Annotated in this window: 14 protein-coding genes; 6 read left to right on the plus strand and 8 right to left on the minus strand. The window is 71.5% G+C overall.

The annotated features are described in order from the left end of the window. The first annotated feature begins 59 nt into the window (after positions 1 to 59). Together Q5722_RS03220 and Q5722_RS03225 are read left to right on the plus strand one after the other, a co-directional pair. Positions 60 to 770 (plus strand): response regulator transcription factor, encoded by a 711-nt coding sequence (locus Q5722_RS03220; RefSeq protein WP_305026773.1) that lies wholly within the window; start codon positions 60 to 62, stop codon positions 768 to 770. Next, on the plus strand, positions 767 to 3,343 hold the full coding sequence (locus Q5722_RS03225; RefSeq protein ID WP_305026774.1) for a DUF4153 domain-containing protein: 2,577 nt from the start codon (positions 767 to 769) through the stop codon (positions 3,341 to 3,343). The genes Q5722_RS03220 and Q5722_RS03225 overlap by 4 nt, the downstream gene beginning before the upstream one ends. A gap of 64 nt (positions 3,344 to 3,407) precedes the next feature. On the opposite strand, the gene Q5722_RS03230 is transcribed toward Q5722_RS03225, so the two are convergent. From Q5722_RS03230 to Q5722_RS03260, 7 genes are read right to left on the minus strand one after another with little or no spacing between them, the layout of a single operon-like run. After that, the gene (locus Q5722_RS03230) at positions 3,408 to 3,779 is read right to left on the minus strand and encodes an FKBP-type peptidyl-prolyl cis-trans isomerase (RefSeq protein WP_305026775.1); all 372 of its coding nucleotides are present in this window, start codon (positions 3,777 to 3,779) and stop codon (positions 3,408 to 3,410) included. A gap of 56 nt (positions 3,780 to 3,835) precedes the next feature. Then, positions 3,836 to 4,126, minus strand: coding sequence for an RNA-binding S4 domain-containing protein (locus tag Q5722_RS03235; protein ID WP_305026776.1), 291 nt, complete (start codon positions 4,124 to 4,126; stop codon positions 3,836 to 3,838). Continuing rightward, entirely contained in the window at positions 4,123 to 4,482 is a 360-nt protein-coding gene (locus tag Q5722_RS03240) for a hypothetical protein (RefSeq protein WP_305026777.1), read from the minus strand. The genes Q5722_RS03235 and Q5722_RS03240 overlap by 4 nt, the downstream gene beginning before the upstream one ends. A 29-nt stretch (positions 4,483 to 4,511) precedes the next feature. Beyond that, positions 4,512 to 5,819, minus strand: a complete 1,308-nt coding sequence (locus Q5722_RS03245; protein WP_305026778.1) for a DUF445 domain-containing protein — start codon at positions 5,817 to 5,819, stop codon at positions 4,512 to 4,514. A gap of 13 nt (positions 5,820 to 5,832) precedes the next feature. After that, positions 5,833 to 6,927: an ABC transporter ATP-binding protein gene (locus Q5722_RS03250; RefSeq protein WP_305026779.1), complete on the minus strand. Its 1,095-nt coding sequence runs from the start codon at positions 6,925 to 6,927 to the stop codon at positions 5,833 to 5,835. Then, complete coding sequence (locus Q5722_RS03255; protein WP_305026780.1) at positions 6,924 to 8,603, minus strand: ABC transporter permease; 1,680 nt, start codon at positions 8,601 to 8,603, stop codon at positions 6,924 to 6,926. Before Q5722_RS03255 ends, Q5722_RS03250 begins: the two co-directional genes overlap by 4 nt. Before the next feature lie 7 nt (positions 8,604 to 8,610). Beyond that, positions 8,611 to 9,648 (minus strand): extracellular solute-binding protein, encoded by a 1,038-nt coding sequence (locus Q5722_RS03260; protein ID WP_305026781.1) that lies wholly within the window; start codon positions 9,646 to 9,648, stop codon positions 8,611 to 8,613. A gap of 106 nt (positions 9,649 to 9,754) precedes the next feature. Here Q5722_RS03260 and Q5722_RS03265 point away from each other — a divergent pair, with 106 nt between their 5' ends. From Q5722_RS03265 to Q5722_RS03275, 3 genes are all read left to right on the plus strand, one after another. Then, entirely contained in the window at positions 9,755 to 10,153 is a 399-nt protein-coding gene (locus Q5722_RS03265; protein ID WP_131581074.1) for an FAD synthase family protein, read from the plus strand. Positions 10,154 to 10,194: 41 nt separating this feature from the next. Next, a complete protein-coding gene (locus Q5722_RS03270) occupies positions 10,195 to 11,811 on the plus strand; it encodes an MXAN_6640 family putative metalloprotease (protein ID WP_305026782.1) in 1,617 nt (538 codons plus the stop codon). A gap of 133 nt (positions 11,812 to 11,944) precedes the next feature. Continuing rightward, positions 11,945 to 13,492 (plus strand): MXAN_6640 family putative metalloprotease, encoded by a 1,548-nt coding sequence (locus Q5722_RS03275; protein ID WP_305026783.1) that lies wholly within the window; start codon positions 11,945 to 11,947, stop codon positions 13,490 to 13,492. 18 nt (positions 13,493 to 13,510) lie between these two features. On the opposite strand, the gene Q5722_RS03280 is transcribed toward Q5722_RS03275, so the two are convergent. Beyond that, on the minus strand, positions 13,511 to 13,900 hold the full coding sequence (locus Q5722_RS03280) for a hypothetical protein (protein WP_305026784.1): 390 nt from the start codon (positions 13,898 to 13,900) through the stop codon (positions 13,511 to 13,513). 159 nt (positions 13,901 to 14,059) lie between these two features. On the opposite strand from Q5722_RS03280, the gene Q5722_RS03285 reads away from it, so the two are divergent. Next, a complete protein-coding gene (locus tag Q5722_RS03285; RefSeq protein ID WP_305026785.1) occupies positions 14,060 to 15,325 on the plus strand; it encodes a choice-of-anchor P family protein in 1,266 nt (421 codons plus the stop codon). Positions 15,326 to 15,631: the final 306 nt, after the last annotated feature.

Consider the following 15,631-nt stretch of genomic DNA (forward strand, 5'->3'; position numbering starts at 1 on the left):
CACAACTCCTTCACACGTCGTGCGCACCTCCTGACCTCCCGCGCTCCTACGCTCGGAGCATGTCGAGCACTCCCCCGCCCGTCGCCGCCCGCTGCGTCCTCGTCGTCGAGGACGAGCCGGTGATCAACCAGGCCGTCACCGACCGCCTGATGGCCGAGGGCTACGCCGTCGTCAGGGCGTACGACGGACCCGGGGCTGTGGCTGCGTTCGAGGAGCACGCGCCGCAGGTCGTCGTGCTCGACGTGATGCTCCCGGGCTTCGACGGTCACGAGGTCTGTCGCCGGATCCAGGCCCAGCGCCCTGTCCCGGTGCTCATGCTCACCGCCCGCGACGCGGAGGAGGACGTCCTGGTCGGCCTCGGCGTGGGCGCCGACGACTACCTGACCAAGCCCTTCCGGATGCGCGAGCTGGTCGCCCGCGTCGCGGCGCTGCTGCGTCGCGTCGAGCGTGCTGCGGCACTAGCGGCGGCTCCCGCCGCCGAGACGACCGTCGGTGACCTTCGCATCGAGGGAGCCGCGCGCCGCGTCTGGGTCGAGGGCGAGGAGCGGCACCTCACCCCGACCGAGTTGGACCTGCTGGTGTGTCTGGCGGCAGCACCGGGCACCGTCCTCACACGCGAGCGCCTGTACGCCGACGTGTGGGGCTGGCCGGGAGCGTCGGGCACACGGACCGTCGACAGCCACGTTAAGGCGCTGCGCGCCAAGATCGGCGTCGACCGGGTGCGGACCGTGCACGGGGTGGGCTACGCCCTGGAGGCGGTGTCGCGATGAGCACCGTCCCCCGCATGCTCGACGCGGTCCGGTCGGTGAAGGTCAAGCTCGGCCTGCTGATCCTGGCCAGCGTCGTCGTCGCCATCCTCGTCGTCTCGCTGGGCCGCGACGCGGGGGTCGCCGCCTGGGTGAGCGTGCCCGTCACGCTCGCGCTGGCACTCGGCGTGACCCAGCTGCTCGCGGTGGGGATGACCTCCCCGCTGCGCGAGATGACCGAGGCGGCGCGACGCATGGCGACCGGCGACTACTCGGCACGGGTCACGGCCACCTCGAACGACGAGGTGGGCCAGCTGGCGCGGGCGTTCAACCGGATGAGCGCCGACCTGGCCGCCGTCGACCGCCAGCGTCGCGACCTGGTCGCCAACGTCAGCCACGAGCTCCGCACGCCACTGGCCGCCCTGACCGCCCTGCTGGAGAACCTCGCCGACGGCGTCTCCCCGGCCACACCCGACGCGCTGCAGGCGGCACTGGCGCAGGCCGAGCGCCTCTCCACCCTCGCCGGCGACCTGCTCGACCTGGCCCGCGTCGACGCTGGCAAGGCACCGCTCGCCGTTGCCGCGGTCCGCGTCGAGGAGCTGCTCGACGAGGTCGCTGCCGAGGTCCAGGACGCCACAGCCGGCACCGGCCGCGCTGTCACCCTCAGCGTCGCGGCACCCGACGACCTCGTCGTGGACGCCGACCCCGCGCGCCTGCGCCAGCTCGTGACCAACCTGCTCGACAACGCCGTGCGGCACAGCCCCGTGGGCGGCGTCGTCGCCCTGTCGGCGTACGCCGTCGCGGAGGGGTGGCGGCTCGAGGTCCAGGATGCGGGTCCGGGCATCGCGCCCCCGGACCGGGAGCACGTCTTCGAGCGCTTCGGCACGCTGACCGACCCGGCCACCGCCAGCGGCGGCGGCACGGGCCTCGGCCTGGCCATCGCCCGGTGGGTGACCGACCTGCACGGCGGCTCCATCGCCTTCATCGACCCGCCGGCCGGTACCCCGGGCGCCTTGGTGCGCGTGGACCTGCCCCGCGCACCCGGCGAGCGTCCGGTCCCGCTGCCGGCCCACGTCCTCGACGCACGACCCCAGGAGGTCCCCGTGCCCACGCCCGTCCAGGCGCCGCCGATCCCGGCCGTCCCTCCGGCCCCGACCATCGACGACCTCTTCGGCCGCTTCTGGCCCGAGGCAGGCCTTGCCCCGCAGGTCAGGGCGCTCGCAGCCGCGCTCACCGTCGGCGTGCTCGCGGCGATCGTCGTCCCGGACCGCGACTTCGGTCTCGGCACGACCCTGGTGCTGCTCGCGGCGGGCGGCTCCGTGCTCGCCTTCGCCCGGCACCGGCGTACGCCGTTCACGCTCGGGTGCGCCGCGCTCTGCGCCGCGCTCTCCCTCGTCCCGACCATCCGCGACGCCGACTGGATCGTGGTGCCGTGCCTGCTCGCGGGTGCTGCGCTCTGTGTCGCCGGCCTGACCCACGGCCGCACGCTCCCGTCGTTCGTGCTCGCGGCGGTCTCGTGGCCGCTGGCGGGCCTGCGCGGGCTTCCGCTGCTGGGCCGGACGCTCGGCGCGCTGGGAAGCGTCGGCAACGGCGCTGCGATCGCCCGCACGGTCCTGTGGTCGCTGCTCGGCCTCGCCATCTTCGGCGTGCTCTTCGCCAGCGCCGACGCCGTGTTCGCCGAGTGGACCGACGCGCTGGTGCCCGACCTCGGCCTGGAGACGGTGGTCCCACGGATCTTCTTCGCCTTCTTCGTGTCCGGCGTCGTGCTCGCTGCGACGTACCTCGGCATCAACCCGCCCCAGGTCTCCGGGCCGGCCCCGACCGTCCGTCCCGTTGCCCACCGTTTCGAGTGGCTGGCGCCGGTCCTGCTGGTCGACGCGGTCTTCGTCGCGTTCCTGGCGGCCCAGGCCACCGTCGTCTTCGGCGGCCACGACTACCTCCGGCGCACCACCGGCCTGACATACGCCGAGTACGTGCACCAGGGGTTCGGGCAGCTCACCTTCGCGACGGTGCTCACGCTGCTCGTCGTCTGGGCTGCGGCACACAAGGCGCCGGTCGTGACGGCGTCGGACCGTGCCTGGCTGCGAGCTTCCCTCGGCCTGCTCTGCCTCGCCACCCTGGTCGTGGTGGCATCGGCCCTCTACCGGATGGGCCTCTACCAGGACGCCTACGGCTTCAGCCGCCTGCGCCTCCTCGTCGACGTCTTCGAGGGCTGGCTCGGCTTCCTCGTGGTCACGGTGATGGCCGCTGGCCTCACCCTCCGCGCCGCGTGGCTCCCGCGGACGGCGCTGCTCACCGGCGCGGGGGTGCTGCTCGGCCTCGCGCTGCTCAACCCGGACGCGTGGATCGCCCGGCACAACCTGGACCGCCTCGAGCAGAGCGGCAAGGTCGACTGGACCTACCTCCAGGGGCTCTCCGACGACGCGGTGCCGGTGTTCACCACGCTGCCCACGGCGCAGCGGGACTGCGCACTCGCGGGCCGCAGCGGCTCGGGCGATGACTGGCTGGAGTGGAACGCCGGCCGGGCGGAGGCTGACCCCGTGTTCCGGCTCGGCGGACATCCCGAGGCTTCCTGCCAGGACGACGCCCTCCGCTAGCGCACACGCAACGACGAAGCGCCCGGCTCCCGGACGGGAGACGGGCGCTTCGTGCGCGTGCGGGTCAGCCGACCTTGAGCAGGTCGACGACGAAGATCAGGGTCTCGTTGGGCTTGATGACGCCGAGGTCGCGGCTGCCGTAGCCGAGGTGCGGCGGGATGACGAGCTGGCGACGGCCGCCGACCTTCATCCCCTGGACGCCCTGGTCCCAGCCGGCGATGACGCGGCCGCCACCGAGCGGGAACTGGAAGGCCGCACCGCGGTTGTAGGACGCGTCGAACTCCTCACCGGTGGACAGCGCGACGCCGACGTAGTGGACCGCGACGTTCTTGCCGGCGACGGCCTCGTCGCCGTCACCCTCGATGAGGTCGGTGATGACGAGGTCGGTGTAGGTCTGGGTGGGGTCGACGAACTCGACCTCGGGCTTCTGGCTCATGGGCCCAGCCTAGACGGCGCCGGCGGGCGACCCGGGCCGGACCACCCGGGGGCACCTCACCAGGGCAGGTCGTCGGGGAGGTCCTCGGCGACGCCGGCGACGACCCGCGCGGCCTGACCACGCAGCTCCACGACGTCGCCGTCGACGAGCTGGCGGCCACGTCGCGTGTCGACCTCGCCGTTGACCTTCACCAGGCCTGCCGGGCAGACCTCCTTGGCCTCCGCCCCGGTGTCGATCAGGTTGGCCAGCTTGAGGAACTGCCCGAGCCGGATGACGTCCTCGCGCACCGCGACGTCGACCGGCTCCGGGCCCCTGGACGCGCCTCCGCGGCGCAGCCCGAGCCTCATCCGAGCACCCACGCAGCGCCGACGACGGACGGGACGAAGCCGAGCAGCAGCCACGGCGAGATCCACGACTTCTGGTGGATGACGCGGCCGCCGGCGATGCCGGCGACCCCGAAGGCCGCCGCGTTGGCCAGCAGCACCCACTTGCCGGGCGTCTTGTGCACCATGGTGCCGGCGATCGCGATCCAGCCGACCGCGAGCAGCATCGCGACCGTCACCACGAGCGCGGTCATCACCCAGCGCTGGACGCGGCGCACGGACGCGTCGTCGTACGACGCCGGGCGCACCGGCAGCGCGTTGGGGTCCATCAGGTGCCGCGGACGGCGCTGCTGCGGCCGCTCGGGAAGGTTGCTGCTCATGGGGCCATTCTCCCCCAGCCCAGGGCCGCTCAGTGCACGAGGACCGTGAGTGCGTGGATGATCACGCCGACCAGGCCGCCGACGATGGTGCCGTTGATCCGGATGAACTGCAGGTCGCGGCCCACGTGCAGCTCGATGCGCTCGGCCGCCTCCTTGCCATCCCACTTCTCGATGGTGTGGGTGATGACGGCGGTGAGCTCGGAGCCGTAGCGGCTGACGGCGAAGACCGCTGCGTCCGCAGCCCAGCCGTCGAGGCGGGCGCGCAGCTCGGGCTCGGCGAGCAGGCGCTTCGCGAAGGCGACGACCTCCTCCTCGAGCCGCTGGGCGAGAGGTCCCTCGGGGTCCTGCAGTGCGCCGGCCAGCGCGTTGCGGAACGCCGTCCACAGCGAGATCGCGGTGGCGGTGAACTGCGGGTGGTCGAGCACGCGGAGCTTGAAGCTCTCGGCGCGCTGCTGGGTCGAGGCGTTGGTGAGCAGGTCGTCGCCCAGACGGGCCAGCATCGAGTCGAGTGCCTTCCGGGCCCGGTGGCGGGGGTCTTGGCGGATGTCCCCGAGCCAGCGCACGGCCTCGACGTGCAGCCGCTCGGTCACCAGCTCGTTGAGCCGCTCCGGGGCCCACCAGGGGGCACGCTCCATGAGCACGTCCGCGAACGTCTCCGGGTTGTGGACCAGCCAGCCGTGCAGCTCCTCGAGCGCGAGGTCGACGAGGCCGTGGTGCAGGTCGTCACGGACCGCCTCCGTCACGAAGGTGCCGAGGATGGGAGCGATCGGCTCCTCCCGGAAGCGCGGCACCAGTGCCATCTCCACGAGGTCGGTGATGTGGTGGTCCTGGACCTTGCCGAGGGCGATCGCGGCGACGTCCATCGTCTCGGCGACCACCTTGCGCGCGTTGGCCCGGTCGACCGCCCAGGTGCCGACCCGGCGGCTGAGCTCGGCGGAGGTCACCCGGTCCCGGATGATCGCCTCCTGGAGGAAGTTCTCCCCCACGAACTCCTCGAGCCCCCGACCGAGCTCGTCCTTGCGCTTCGGGATCAGCGCCGTGTGCGGGATCGGCAGGCCCAGCGGGTGCCGGAACAGGGCGGTCACGGCGAACCAGTCCGCCATCGCGCCGACCATGCTCGCCTCGGCACCGGCGTTGACGAAGCCGAGGAGGCCGTCACGTCCCAGCGTCGCGGTGTAGACGACGGCGGCGAAGACCAGCAGCGACAGCGCGACGGCGCGCATCCGCCGCAGCGCCGTGCGCCGGGCAGCATCGGCGGCGGTGTCACCGGGCGGCAGTGTCGACCGCCCGGGGGTCGAGGGGCCCGGCGCCGGCTGGCTCTGCGTCAGCGTGTCCACGCGGGCGATTGTGTCAGGAGACCGGCGGAGCGGCCGGAGGCGCGACGACCGCGTGGTCGCCGACCATCAGGGTCGGCGTGACTCCCGCGACGACGCTCGCGTCGACGGGGGTGCCGACCGGGTAGCGGACCGCGTGCTGCTGCCACGAGCGCAGCGTGCGCCCGGAGGCCAGCCGCACGGTGTGCAGGACGAAGGCACCGTGGTACTCGACCGCGATGACGACCGGCCCCTCTCCCGTACGACGGGGCGCCGGCGTCAGCGCGACCTCGTGCGGTCGCAGGACGACCTCGACGTCCGTGTCCGCCCTGCCCCACCCGGGGACGGTGGAGACGACGCCGATCTCGCAGGTGAGCAGCGCCTTGTGGACGTGCGCCGGAAGGAAGTCCGCGTCTCCCATGAAGGACGCCACGAAGCGGGTCGCCGGCTGCTCGAAGACCCGCTGCGGGGTGTCGGCCTGCTCGATCCGGCCGGACTGCATGACCACGACCCGGTCGCCGATCGACAGCGCCTCGGTCTGGTCGTGGGTCACGAAGACGGCCGTGGTCCCGGTGGAGCGGAGCACCCCCACCAGCTCGGCGCGGACCTGCGCACGCAGGTTCTCGTCGAGCGAGGAGAACGGCTCGTCGAGCAGCACGACCGCGGGCCGCGGCGCCAGGGCGCGGGCCAGCGCGACGCGCTGCTGCTCACCACCGGAGAGCTCGTGCGGGTAGCGCTTGGCCTTGTCGGCCAGCCGCACCAGCTCGAGCACCTCCTGCACGCGGGCCCGACGGTCGGCGCGCGGGAGCCCCGAGAGGCCGAAGGCGACGTTGCGCTCGACGCTGAGGTGCGGGAAGAGCGCGTGGTCCTGGAAGACCATCCCCACGCGACGGCTCTCCGGCTGCACGAAGGTGCCGGGGCCGGCCACGACCTCGTCGGCGACCAGGATCCGGCCGGCGTCGGGACGCTCGAGCCCGGCCATCAGGCGCAGCGCCGTCGACTTGCCGCAGCCGGACGGACCGATCAGCGTGACGATCTCGCCGCGCTCGACGACGAGGTCGAGCCCGACCGCTGCCTGCGTGCGGCCGTAGCTCTTGGCGACGGACTCGAAGACCAGCGCAGGAGTGCTCATCGGTCCTCCTCGAGGCGTCGTCGGGCAGCACGGTCGGAGGACCACACCTGGCGGAAGAGCAGGAACACCGGGATGACCGCCAGCGCGACGATGATCAGCGCCGGCAGGGCCGCGAGGTTCCAGAGGTTCTCCGTCGCGAGAGAGTAGACCCACACCGAGACGGTGGTGAAGTCGACCGGCCGGAGCATCAGCACCAGCGGCAGCTCCTTGATGGCGTCGATCGCCACGAGCACCGCGGCGACCGCGATGCCCGGGCGCACGAGCGGGGCGTGGACCGTGCGCAGCACGCGCATCGGACGGGCACCCAGCGACAGCGCACCCTGCGTGATCGACGCCGACAGCTTGGAGTACGACGCGTCGACGGCCTGGTAGGCCGGCCCGAGGAACCGCACGGCGTAGGCGAAGAGGATCGCGAAGACGGAGCCGGTCGCGAGCAGGCCGAGGCCGCCGGGCACGCCGAGCGCACTGACCCCGTCGTTGAGCGTCTTGAGCACGAGCAGCGTGCCGATGCCCACGACGGCGCCGGGGACGGCGTACCCGAAGGTGGTCAGCTGGGCGCAGGCCCTGACGATCCGGCCGCCGCCGAGCCGCAGGGCGTGGCCGATCAGGAGGGCCACGACGACGCAGACGAGGGCGGCCAGGGCGGCGATCACGAGCGAGTTGGCCAGGGCCTGCCCGAAGTCGGCGCTGAAGACGCCCTCGGCCGTCTTGTGGGTGGGCTGCAGCGCCCAGCCGAGCAGCCGGCCCACCGGCACGAAGACGGCGACGGCGAGCGCGACGGCACAGAGCAGTGACGCGAGGAGGCCGCGGACGGGGCCGAGGGGGACCGCCTGCAGCCCGGTGCCACGGCCGCCCTGCGTGAAGCGGGCACGGCCGCGGAGAAGCCGCTCCCCCACCATGACCGCCGCTGCGAAGAGCATGACCATGGAGGCGAGCTGGGTGGCCGCCGCGAAGTCGTACTTGCCCTTCCACACGATGTACGCGCCGTAGGAGACGGTCTGGACGTTGAAGTACTGCACCGTCGCGAAGTCGGTGAGCACCTCCATCATCACCAGCGCCAGGCCGGCGGCCAGCGACGGGCGCGCCAGCGGGAGCAGCACCGTGTAGAAGGCCCGGCGGCGGCTGGCCCCGAGGGTCCGCGCCGCGTCGTACGTCGCCCGGCCCTGCTCCGCGAAGGCCGCGCGCGCCATCAGGTAGACGTAGGGGTAGAGCGTCAGCGACATGACGACGGCGCAGCCGGCGAGCGAGGCGACCGAGAACTGCACGTCCAGCCCGAGGCCGCGTAGCCACTGCTGCACCGGGCCGGCGGCGTCGAACGTCGAGAGGAAGACGAAGCCCAGGATGTACGCCGGCATCGCGAGTGGCAGGACCAGCAGCCACACGAAGACGTTGCGCAGCGGGAACGTGTAGGCCGTCACCAGCCAGGCCAGGCCGACGCCGAGCGCGAGCGAGCCGGCGCCGACCGCCGCCATCAGCGCCAGGGTGGTGACCACCATGTGCGGGAGCTGCGTCGGCAGGGAGTCGGGCCAGTGGGTGCTGACCTCGAGCAGGATGGCCACGACCGGTGCCGCGACGAGGAGCGCGACCGCCACGACGACCGCCGACCAGCGGGTCCGGCCGCGTGCCTGCACGCGCCGGACCCGCTGCGTCAGCGTCGGGACGAGGGTCTGGGCCATCAGGGCGTCAGCGGCCGTAGCCCGCGGCGTCGAGGATCTCGACGGCGGCCTTCTCCTGCCGGCCGAGCTGGTCGGCCTGCAGCGGTGCGGGCTTGAAGGAGCCGAACTGCGAGGCCTCGGCGTCCGGCTTCACGGCGGGGTTGACCGGGAACTCGTGGTTGCCCGACGCCATGGCGGCCTGGCCGGTCTTGCCGGCCAGCCACTCGAGGAGGATCTCGGCGTCCTTCTTGTTGTCGCTGGTCTTCACGACGCCGGCGCCGGAGATGTTGACCATCGTGCCCGCACCCTGCTGCGAGGCCCAGTAGACCTTCACGTTCAGGTCCGGGTTGTCCTCGAGCTCGCCCGCCACGTAGTAGTGGTTGACCAGGGCCACGTCGCAGGTGCCGGCGTCGACGGCCTCGATGAGCAGCTTGTCGTTGGCCATGATCTGCGGCTTGTTGGCGACCCAGCCCTTGACGATCTCGGTCGTCCGGTCCTTGCCGTAGAGGTTGATCAGGTGGGCGACGAGGGCGACCTGGTAGGCCTCGCTCTCGTCACGCATGCAGAGCTTGCCCTTCCACTTCGGGTCGGCGAGTCCCGCGTAGGTCTCCTTCGCGTCGAACTCCGACGGCTTCACCTGGTCGGGGTTGTAGAGCACGGTGCGGGCGCGGGAGACGAGGCCGAACCAGCGGTTCTGGCTGTCGCGGTACTCGGCCGGGATCTCGGCGTCGAGCTTCGCGTTGTCGACCGGCTGCAGCAGGCCCTCACGAGCGGCCTCGTAGAGGTTTCCGGCGTCGACGGTGACGTAGAGGTCGGCCGGCGAGTTGGCGCCCTCGGCCTTGATGCGCTGCAGCAGCTCGGCGTTCTCTCCGCCGAGGAAGTCGACGGTGATGCCGGTCTCCTTGGTGAACTGCTTGAAGACCGCCTCGCTGCCGTAGTGGCGAGCCGAGTAGACCTGCAGGTCCGCCGGCTTCGAGCCCAGACCGAGGAAGGAGCAGCCCGAGGTGACCGAGGCCAGCGCGAGGCCGGCGGCGACGAGGGCGACAGAGCGAGGGGTACGGCGCATGCGGCCATCCTAAGGTAAGCCTTACCTCCGGCGGGAGTGGACTACGTCACTGCCCCCCGCGTCCTCGAAGTGGGCGCGGCCGCACCACCATGGGAGAATCCCGGCCATGTCCCGCACCGTCATCACCTTCGGCACCTTCGACGTCTTCCACGTCGGCCACCTGCGCGTCATCGAGCGCGCTGCGGCTCTCGGTGACCGCCTCGTCGTCGGCGTCTCCGCCGATGCGCTCAACATGCGCAAGAAGGACCGCCTCCCGGTCTTCTCCGAGGCGGAGCGACTCGCCATCGTCGGCGCGCTGAAGCCGGTCGACGAGGTCTTCGTCGAGGAGAGCCTCGAGCTCAAGCGGGAGTACATCCTCAAGTTCGGCGCTGACGTCCTGGTCATGGGCGACGACTGGGAGGGCCGCTTCGACGAGTTCAAGGACATCTGCGAGGTCGTCTACCTGCCCCGCACCCCCGCCATCTCGACCACCGCGCTCATCGAGAAGATCTCGGCCGGCGCGTAGTCTGACCGCCTCCTCTGCCACGACTTCCTCGGGACCCGTCCATGCGCACTCGCCCCCTGATCACCGCCGTCGCTGCCGCCTCGCTGGCCCTGGCCGTCACCCCCGCCCTCAGCGGGGCCGCCGCCGCAGCGCCGACCACCCCGGGCACTCCGCCGGCGTCGTCCGCTCCCGTGGCGCAGAAGGCGCTCGACGAGGTCGCGGCGCTGCTCGCCGCCCACCAGGCGGGCACCGGCGCCTCCGACGAAGCCTCCGACCTGACGCTCGCACTCCTCGACCTGCGCAAGCACCTCCCCCAGCTGGACGCGGCCGACCGCCGACAGGCACGTGCACTGCTGGCGCGCCCCGACGGCAGCGCCAGCGCGACCGCGGACCCGACGGCAGCGCGCTGGACCGGCGACGAGCGGACCCAGGCCAGGAGCACCTGCGACGACACCGCCACGTACGGGGACAACCCGTTCTGCGTGCACTGGGTGCCGCGGTACCACGCGGACGGCACGACCCTCACCACCAACGGAAGCGGCGCCGCGAGCCGCCAGTACTCCACCCTCGACGCGGTCAGGAAGACGGTCGACGAGATGAAGCTCGTCTGGAACTCCGAGATCACTCAGATGGGATACGCCGCACCTCCGGGCGACGGCCACCTCGGCGAGAGCGGGCTCCTGTCGCCGAGCAACCGCCTGGACGTCTACCTCGCCGACGCGGGCGCGGCCGGGGTCTACGGCTATGCGGTCCCGGAGACCGACAACGTCTCCAGCTACGGCTACCTCGTCCTCGACAACGACTTCAGCCTCCAGCAGTTCCCGTCGTCGACGACCACCTCCGACGAGGCACGCGAGGTCACGACGGCCCACGAGTTCTTCCACCTCGTCCAGTTCGGCTACGACTCGTGGGAGAACGCCTGGCTGATGGAGTCGACAGCGACCTGGATGGAGGAACAGGTCCACGACGACGTCGACGACAACCGCCAGTTCATCCCGGCCGGCTCCGAGAAGTGGCCGGCGAAGCCCCTGGACACCTTCGACAGCGCCGGCGCGCAGTACGGGACGTGGGTCTTCCACCAGCTGGTCACCGAGCACCTCGGCACCGCCGTGGTGAGGCACGTCTGGGAGTACGCCGCCCAGGGCCCCACCCCGACGGCCACGCAGGATCCCTACGTCGTGCGCGACAACGCCCGCTGGGCGCTCAACGCCGCACTCACGGACGCCGGATCGTCGCTCTTCCGCGAGTTCCGTGCGTTCTCGGCGGGCGGCATCGCACCGAGCCGCTTCTGGAGCGAAGGCAGCGCGTTCCCCTATGCGTCCATCACGAGGTCGTGGGCCCTCGGCATCGACGCCCGGTCGATCCCGTCGGGCAGCGTCACGGTCGACCACCTCGCCGGCGCCGACTTCAAGTTCACCCCGAAGTCGGGCCTCGACTCGACATGGCGGATCGGCATCAAGGTCGACGCGCCGAACCACGGCGGCACGGCGTACGCGCTCGTGATCTGGACGGACGGCCACGTCACCCGGACGCCGATCGATCTCGACAGCACCGGCTACGCCCGGCGGGTCCTGCCGTTCTCGTCGGCCAGCATCCGCACGATCGGGCTCGCGGTCGCGAACGCCGGCACGGGCGAGGACATGAAGATCAGCCTCGCAGCCAGCATCTTCCGCAGCTGATCACGCCTTCACGGCTGCAGGCGTCGACCTCGGTCGACATCTGCAGGATGCATGGATTTCGGAATCCGCCCTCATCGGGAGGAATCCGCCCTTAGGCTGAGCGCTCCTCCGCCGCACCTCAGACGGGATGACCATGCGCCGCCGCTCCGCCCAGCTCCTCCTGGGCTCCCTCCTCCTTCCGCTCGGCATCACCCCGGTGGTGACCGGACCGGCCTCGGCGAGCGAGCCCAGCGCCCCGGCGCACTCCTCCCCCGCTGCCGCGCACGCCCTCGAGCGTGCCCTCGCGCTCGTCGAGGGCCACCGCACCCGCAGCCGCACGACGACGGGCACGGACGAGCAAACCGACGCCACCATGGCCCTGCTGGACCTGCGCCGTCAGTACGACCGCCTCGACGGTGGCGACCAGGCCACCGCGCAGCGGATCTTCGCCCGTCCGAACGACGACAACAACGACCCGAGCTTCGCGGACGCAGGCTGGAGCTACGACACCGCCGAGCGGGCAGCACTGCAGGACTCGTGCACGGACCGCTTCTGCGTCCACTGGATCCCTGCGGGCACGCTCGACGACAACGGATCCCCCAGCCGGCACGCCGCGACCCAGGCATACGTCGACGCGACGATCGCCGCGATGACGAAGTCCTGGGACACCGAGATCACCCGCATGTACTACGAGCGCCCTCCGGGCGACGGCGCCGACGGCGGCGGGACGGACCTGGTGGACGTGTACCTCGTGGACACGGCCTCCCCCGACATGCAGGTCATGGGCTACGCCGTGCCGGAGGACAACTGCGGCCACGACGCCGCACCCGGCAGCGACTGCACCGGCTACATGGTGGTCGACAACGACATGGCGGAAGCGGCGGACGCGACCGACACCGCGAGCGAGCTGCTCCAGGACGTGACTGCCCACGAGTTCTTCCATCTGGTGCAGTTCGGGTACGACGTCGACGAGGCCAACTGGCTCTACGAGACGACGGCGGCATGGATGCAGGAACAGGTCTACGACGCGAACAACACCAACCGCTGGGCCGTCCGGTACAGCTCGATGCGCCTCACCTGGCTGCCACTTGACGAGGTGAACGGCTACACCGAGTACGGCAACTGGACCTTCCACCAGCTGGCCTCGGAGCGACTCGGGAAGAGCGTCGTCCTGCATGCATGGCGCAACGCCGCCGGCCGGGCGGGGACCAACACGTTCGGGGCCCTCGACGCGTCCTATCGCCAGGCCGGGTCGAGCTTCGTCACCGAGTTCAAGAACTTCACCAGTGCGTCCCTGATGCCGAGCAGGTACTGGTCAGAAGGCACTTCCTTCGCGCCGGCAACGAACACGAAGACCTGGACGTTGGGCACCAGCAAGAAGACCACCGACTGGTGGTGGGTCTCCAACGACCATCTGGCCTCGCACGCGTTCGAGGTCAGGCCGGGCACGAGCCTGACCGGCAAGTGGAAGCTGCGCATCACGGCTGACCCGCGCGCCACGAGCTCCAACACGGGCGCCGTCATGGTCGTCTACCGTGACGGAAGTGTGACCGTGCGCTCGCTGGCCTTCCAGGGCGGAGACCGGCTCGTCAGCAACGTCCCGTTCTCCAACCGCCGGGTCAAGCGGGTCGTCGTCAGCCTCGGCAACGCCTCCGGCAGCGACGACCGCAAGACGGACTTCCGCTTCACCATCTGGCGCTGAGCGCCCAGGCGCCGCCTGCTACCCGGCAGGCGGCGTGGCGCCCGGCTCGCGGATGACCAGGCTGAAGACGGGCGCCGTCAGGTTCTCCAGCGACTGGACGACGGCCGCATGACGGTGCGCCAGCGACTCGACGAGCGCAGCGAGGTCGGCCTGGACGGAAGCCAGGCTGGCCATGGTGTCCGCGATCTCCCGCTGCTTGACGACGAAGTCCTGAAGGGGCTGCACGCTGGCCGAGGCGAGGTCCCCGACGGCGTTGGCGAGCGCGGAGATCTGACGCACCGCCTCGTCCGGCTGTGTCGCGGTCTTGCCGATGGCGACGAGTGCGTCCAGCGCACCGGTGGCGGCATCGACGGCGAGCCGCTGCGACTTGCTCAACAGGACGAACGGGTCGATCGGAAGGTCAGCCATGTGCCGAGGTTAGCCAGGTCACATCTGGGGAACCATCCCCGGGTGGTTTCCTGGCAGCACGCGGGAGCGAGTCGCCGTACGATGAAGCTACTTACCTGCAATGTCCATCTTTGGCTATCGCGGGTTTCCATATTTTCTGCACACACAGGGATGGGGCCCATGTCCATCAAGCTCAAGAGTCTGCTCGCCACGGCGGGCGCCGCACTGCCGCTCATCGCGGCGGGCGTCGCTGCTCCGGCGAGCGCCGCGACCACCTCGTGGCAGTACCAGGCGGGCGCCGGCGCGACCTACGTCCGCGTCATCGGCCAGACCGTCAGCAGCGACGTCACCGCGCAGTCGTCGATCTCCGGTTACAAGGTGCCGAACTCGGCCACCAACTCGACCGCCGCGGTCAGCGCCCTCAGTGGCGCGGTGAAGACCGGTGCCGTCCAGTCGAGCACCACCTCCGCCGCAACCTCCACCGGCGGCATCGCGCTGACCGCGTGGAACCGCACGGCGGGCGTCAACCTGCTCAACGGCCTGATCACCGCCGACGCCGTCGAGACGACCGCGCGCACCGTCGGCAACACCGACGGCACGATGACGGGCTCGGCCGCGACGCGCTTCGTCAACCTGCACATCCTCGGCATCGACCTGCCCGTCGACATCAAGCCGAACACCGTCGTGTCGGTCCCGAAGATCGCCACGATCAGCCTCAACCACTCCGCCAGCACGGTCTCTGGCTCCACGCGCAAGACCGAGGGCTGGGCGCTCAGCGTCACCCTCCTCGCGGCGTACGCCGGCGCGCCGTCGGGTGCGACCATCGTCCTCAACCCGAGCCAGGCGAACCTCCGCCCCGGTGACCCGCAGGCTGCCCCCGAGGTCGGCGGCTACGCGTACGCGACGCAGGTCAACGTCCAGGCCGGCGACGTGCTGAAGGTCCAGAGCGGCCCGACCGCCCGCGTCGCCGTCCCGCAGGGCGGCAGCGACGGCAAGACCATCACCAACAGCACCGCCGGCGTCAGCCTGCCGAACGTCGCGGTCCTGAAGGCGGTGAGCTCCTCGACGACCTCCACCGTCAGCGGCACCACCGCCGACGTCGTCACGCAGAGTGGCGCCGCCACCCTCGACGTCCTCAGCGGCCTCGTCGCTGCCGACGCCATCGACGTCCGGGCGCACGGCCACAAGGCCTCTGGTGCCTACACGGGCGACATGAAGATGACCACGGTGAACCTGACCATCCTCGGCCAGCAGATCCCGGTCAACGTCTCGCCGAACACGACCATCGAGGTCCCCGGCATCGCGAAGATCGTGCTCAACGAGCAGATCCAGTCCGGCCCGGTCAACAAGATCACGGGCATCCACATCACGCTGCTCGACGCGCGCGGCGGACTGGCTGCGGGCGCCCAGGTCGAGGTCGCCACGGCGGTGACCTGGATCCACTGATCCACGCACGACACGAAGGCCCCCGGGTTCTCCCGGGGGCCTTCGTCATTTCCGGGTGAGCCCGGAAGGCCGGCGAGCCGCGGACCGCGGACGGGAGGCGGCCCGCTGGGGGCTGCGGCATGGGGCCCCTCCCACGCGGCACGAGCCCCGTTCCGGCGCGGCACCAGCCCCGTCCCGGCGCGGCACCAGCCCCGTCTCAGCGCGGCACCAGCCCCGTCTCAGCGCGGCACCAGCCCCGTCTCAGCGCGGCACCAGCCCCGTCCCAGCGCGGCACCAGCCCCGTCCCAGCGCAGACGACGACAGGGC

The sequence above is a fragment of the Nocardioides jiangxiensis genome, from assembly GCF_030580915.1.
GTDB classification, from domain to species: domain Bacteria; phylum Actinomycetota; class Actinomycetes; order Propionibacteriales; family Nocardioidaceae; genus Nocardioides; species Nocardioides jiangxiensis.

Bases quoted from the DNA above. Each gene is read 5' to 3' on its own strand.
- Q5722_RS03265 (WP_131581074.1), top strand. From the start codon at position 9,755: ATGTCCCGCACCGTCATCACCTTCGGCACCTTCGACGTCTTCCACGTC.
- Q5722_RS03260 (WP_305026781.1), bottom strand. From the start codon at position 9,648: ATGCGCCGTACCCCTCGCTCTGTCGCCCTCGTCGCCGCCGGCCTCGCG.
- Q5722_RS03255 (WP_305026780.1), bottom strand. From the start codon at position 8,603: ATGGCCCAGACCCTCGTCCCGACGCTGACGCAGCGGGTCCGGCGCGTG.
- Q5722_RS03280 (WP_305026784.1), bottom strand. From the start codon at position 13,900: ATGGCTGACCTTCCGATCGACCCGTTCGTCCTGTTGAGCAAGTCGCAG.
- Q5722_RS03250 (WP_305026779.1), bottom strand. From the start codon at position 6,927: ATGAGCACTCCTGCGCTGGTCTTCGAGTCCGTCGCCAAGAGCTACGGC.
- Q5722_RS03285 (WP_305026785.1), top strand. From the start codon at position 14,060: ATGTCCATCAAGCTCAAGAGTCTGCTCGCCACGGCGGGCGCCGCACTG.
- Q5722_RS03230 (WP_305026775.1), bottom strand. From the start codon at position 3,779: ATGAGCCAGAAGCCCGAGGTCGAGTTCGTCGACCCCACCCAGACCTAC.
- Q5722_RS03235 (WP_305026776.1), bottom strand. From the start codon at position 4,126: ATGAGGCTCGGGCTGCGCCGCGGAGGCGCGTCCAGGGGCCCGGAGCCG.
- Q5722_RS03220 (WP_305026773.1), top strand. From the start codon at position 60: ATGTCGAGCACTCCCCCGCCCGTCGCCGCCCGCTGCGTCCTCGTCGTC.
- Q5722_RS03270 (WP_305026782.1), top strand. From the start codon at position 10,195: ATGCGCACTCGCCCCCTGATCACCGCCGTCGCTGCCGCCTCGCTGGCC.
- Q5722_RS03275 (WP_305026783.1), top strand. From the start codon at position 11,945: ATGCGCCGCCGCTCCGCCCAGCTCCTCCTGGGCTCCCTCCTCCTTCCG.
- Q5722_RS03240 (WP_305026777.1), bottom strand. From the start codon at position 4,482: ATGAGCAGCAACCTTCCCGAGCGGCCGCAGCAGCGCCGTCCGCGGCAC.
- Q5722_RS03225 (WP_305026774.1), top strand. From the start codon at position 767: ATGAGCACCGTCCCCCGCATGCTCGACGCGGTCCGGTCGGTGAAGGTC.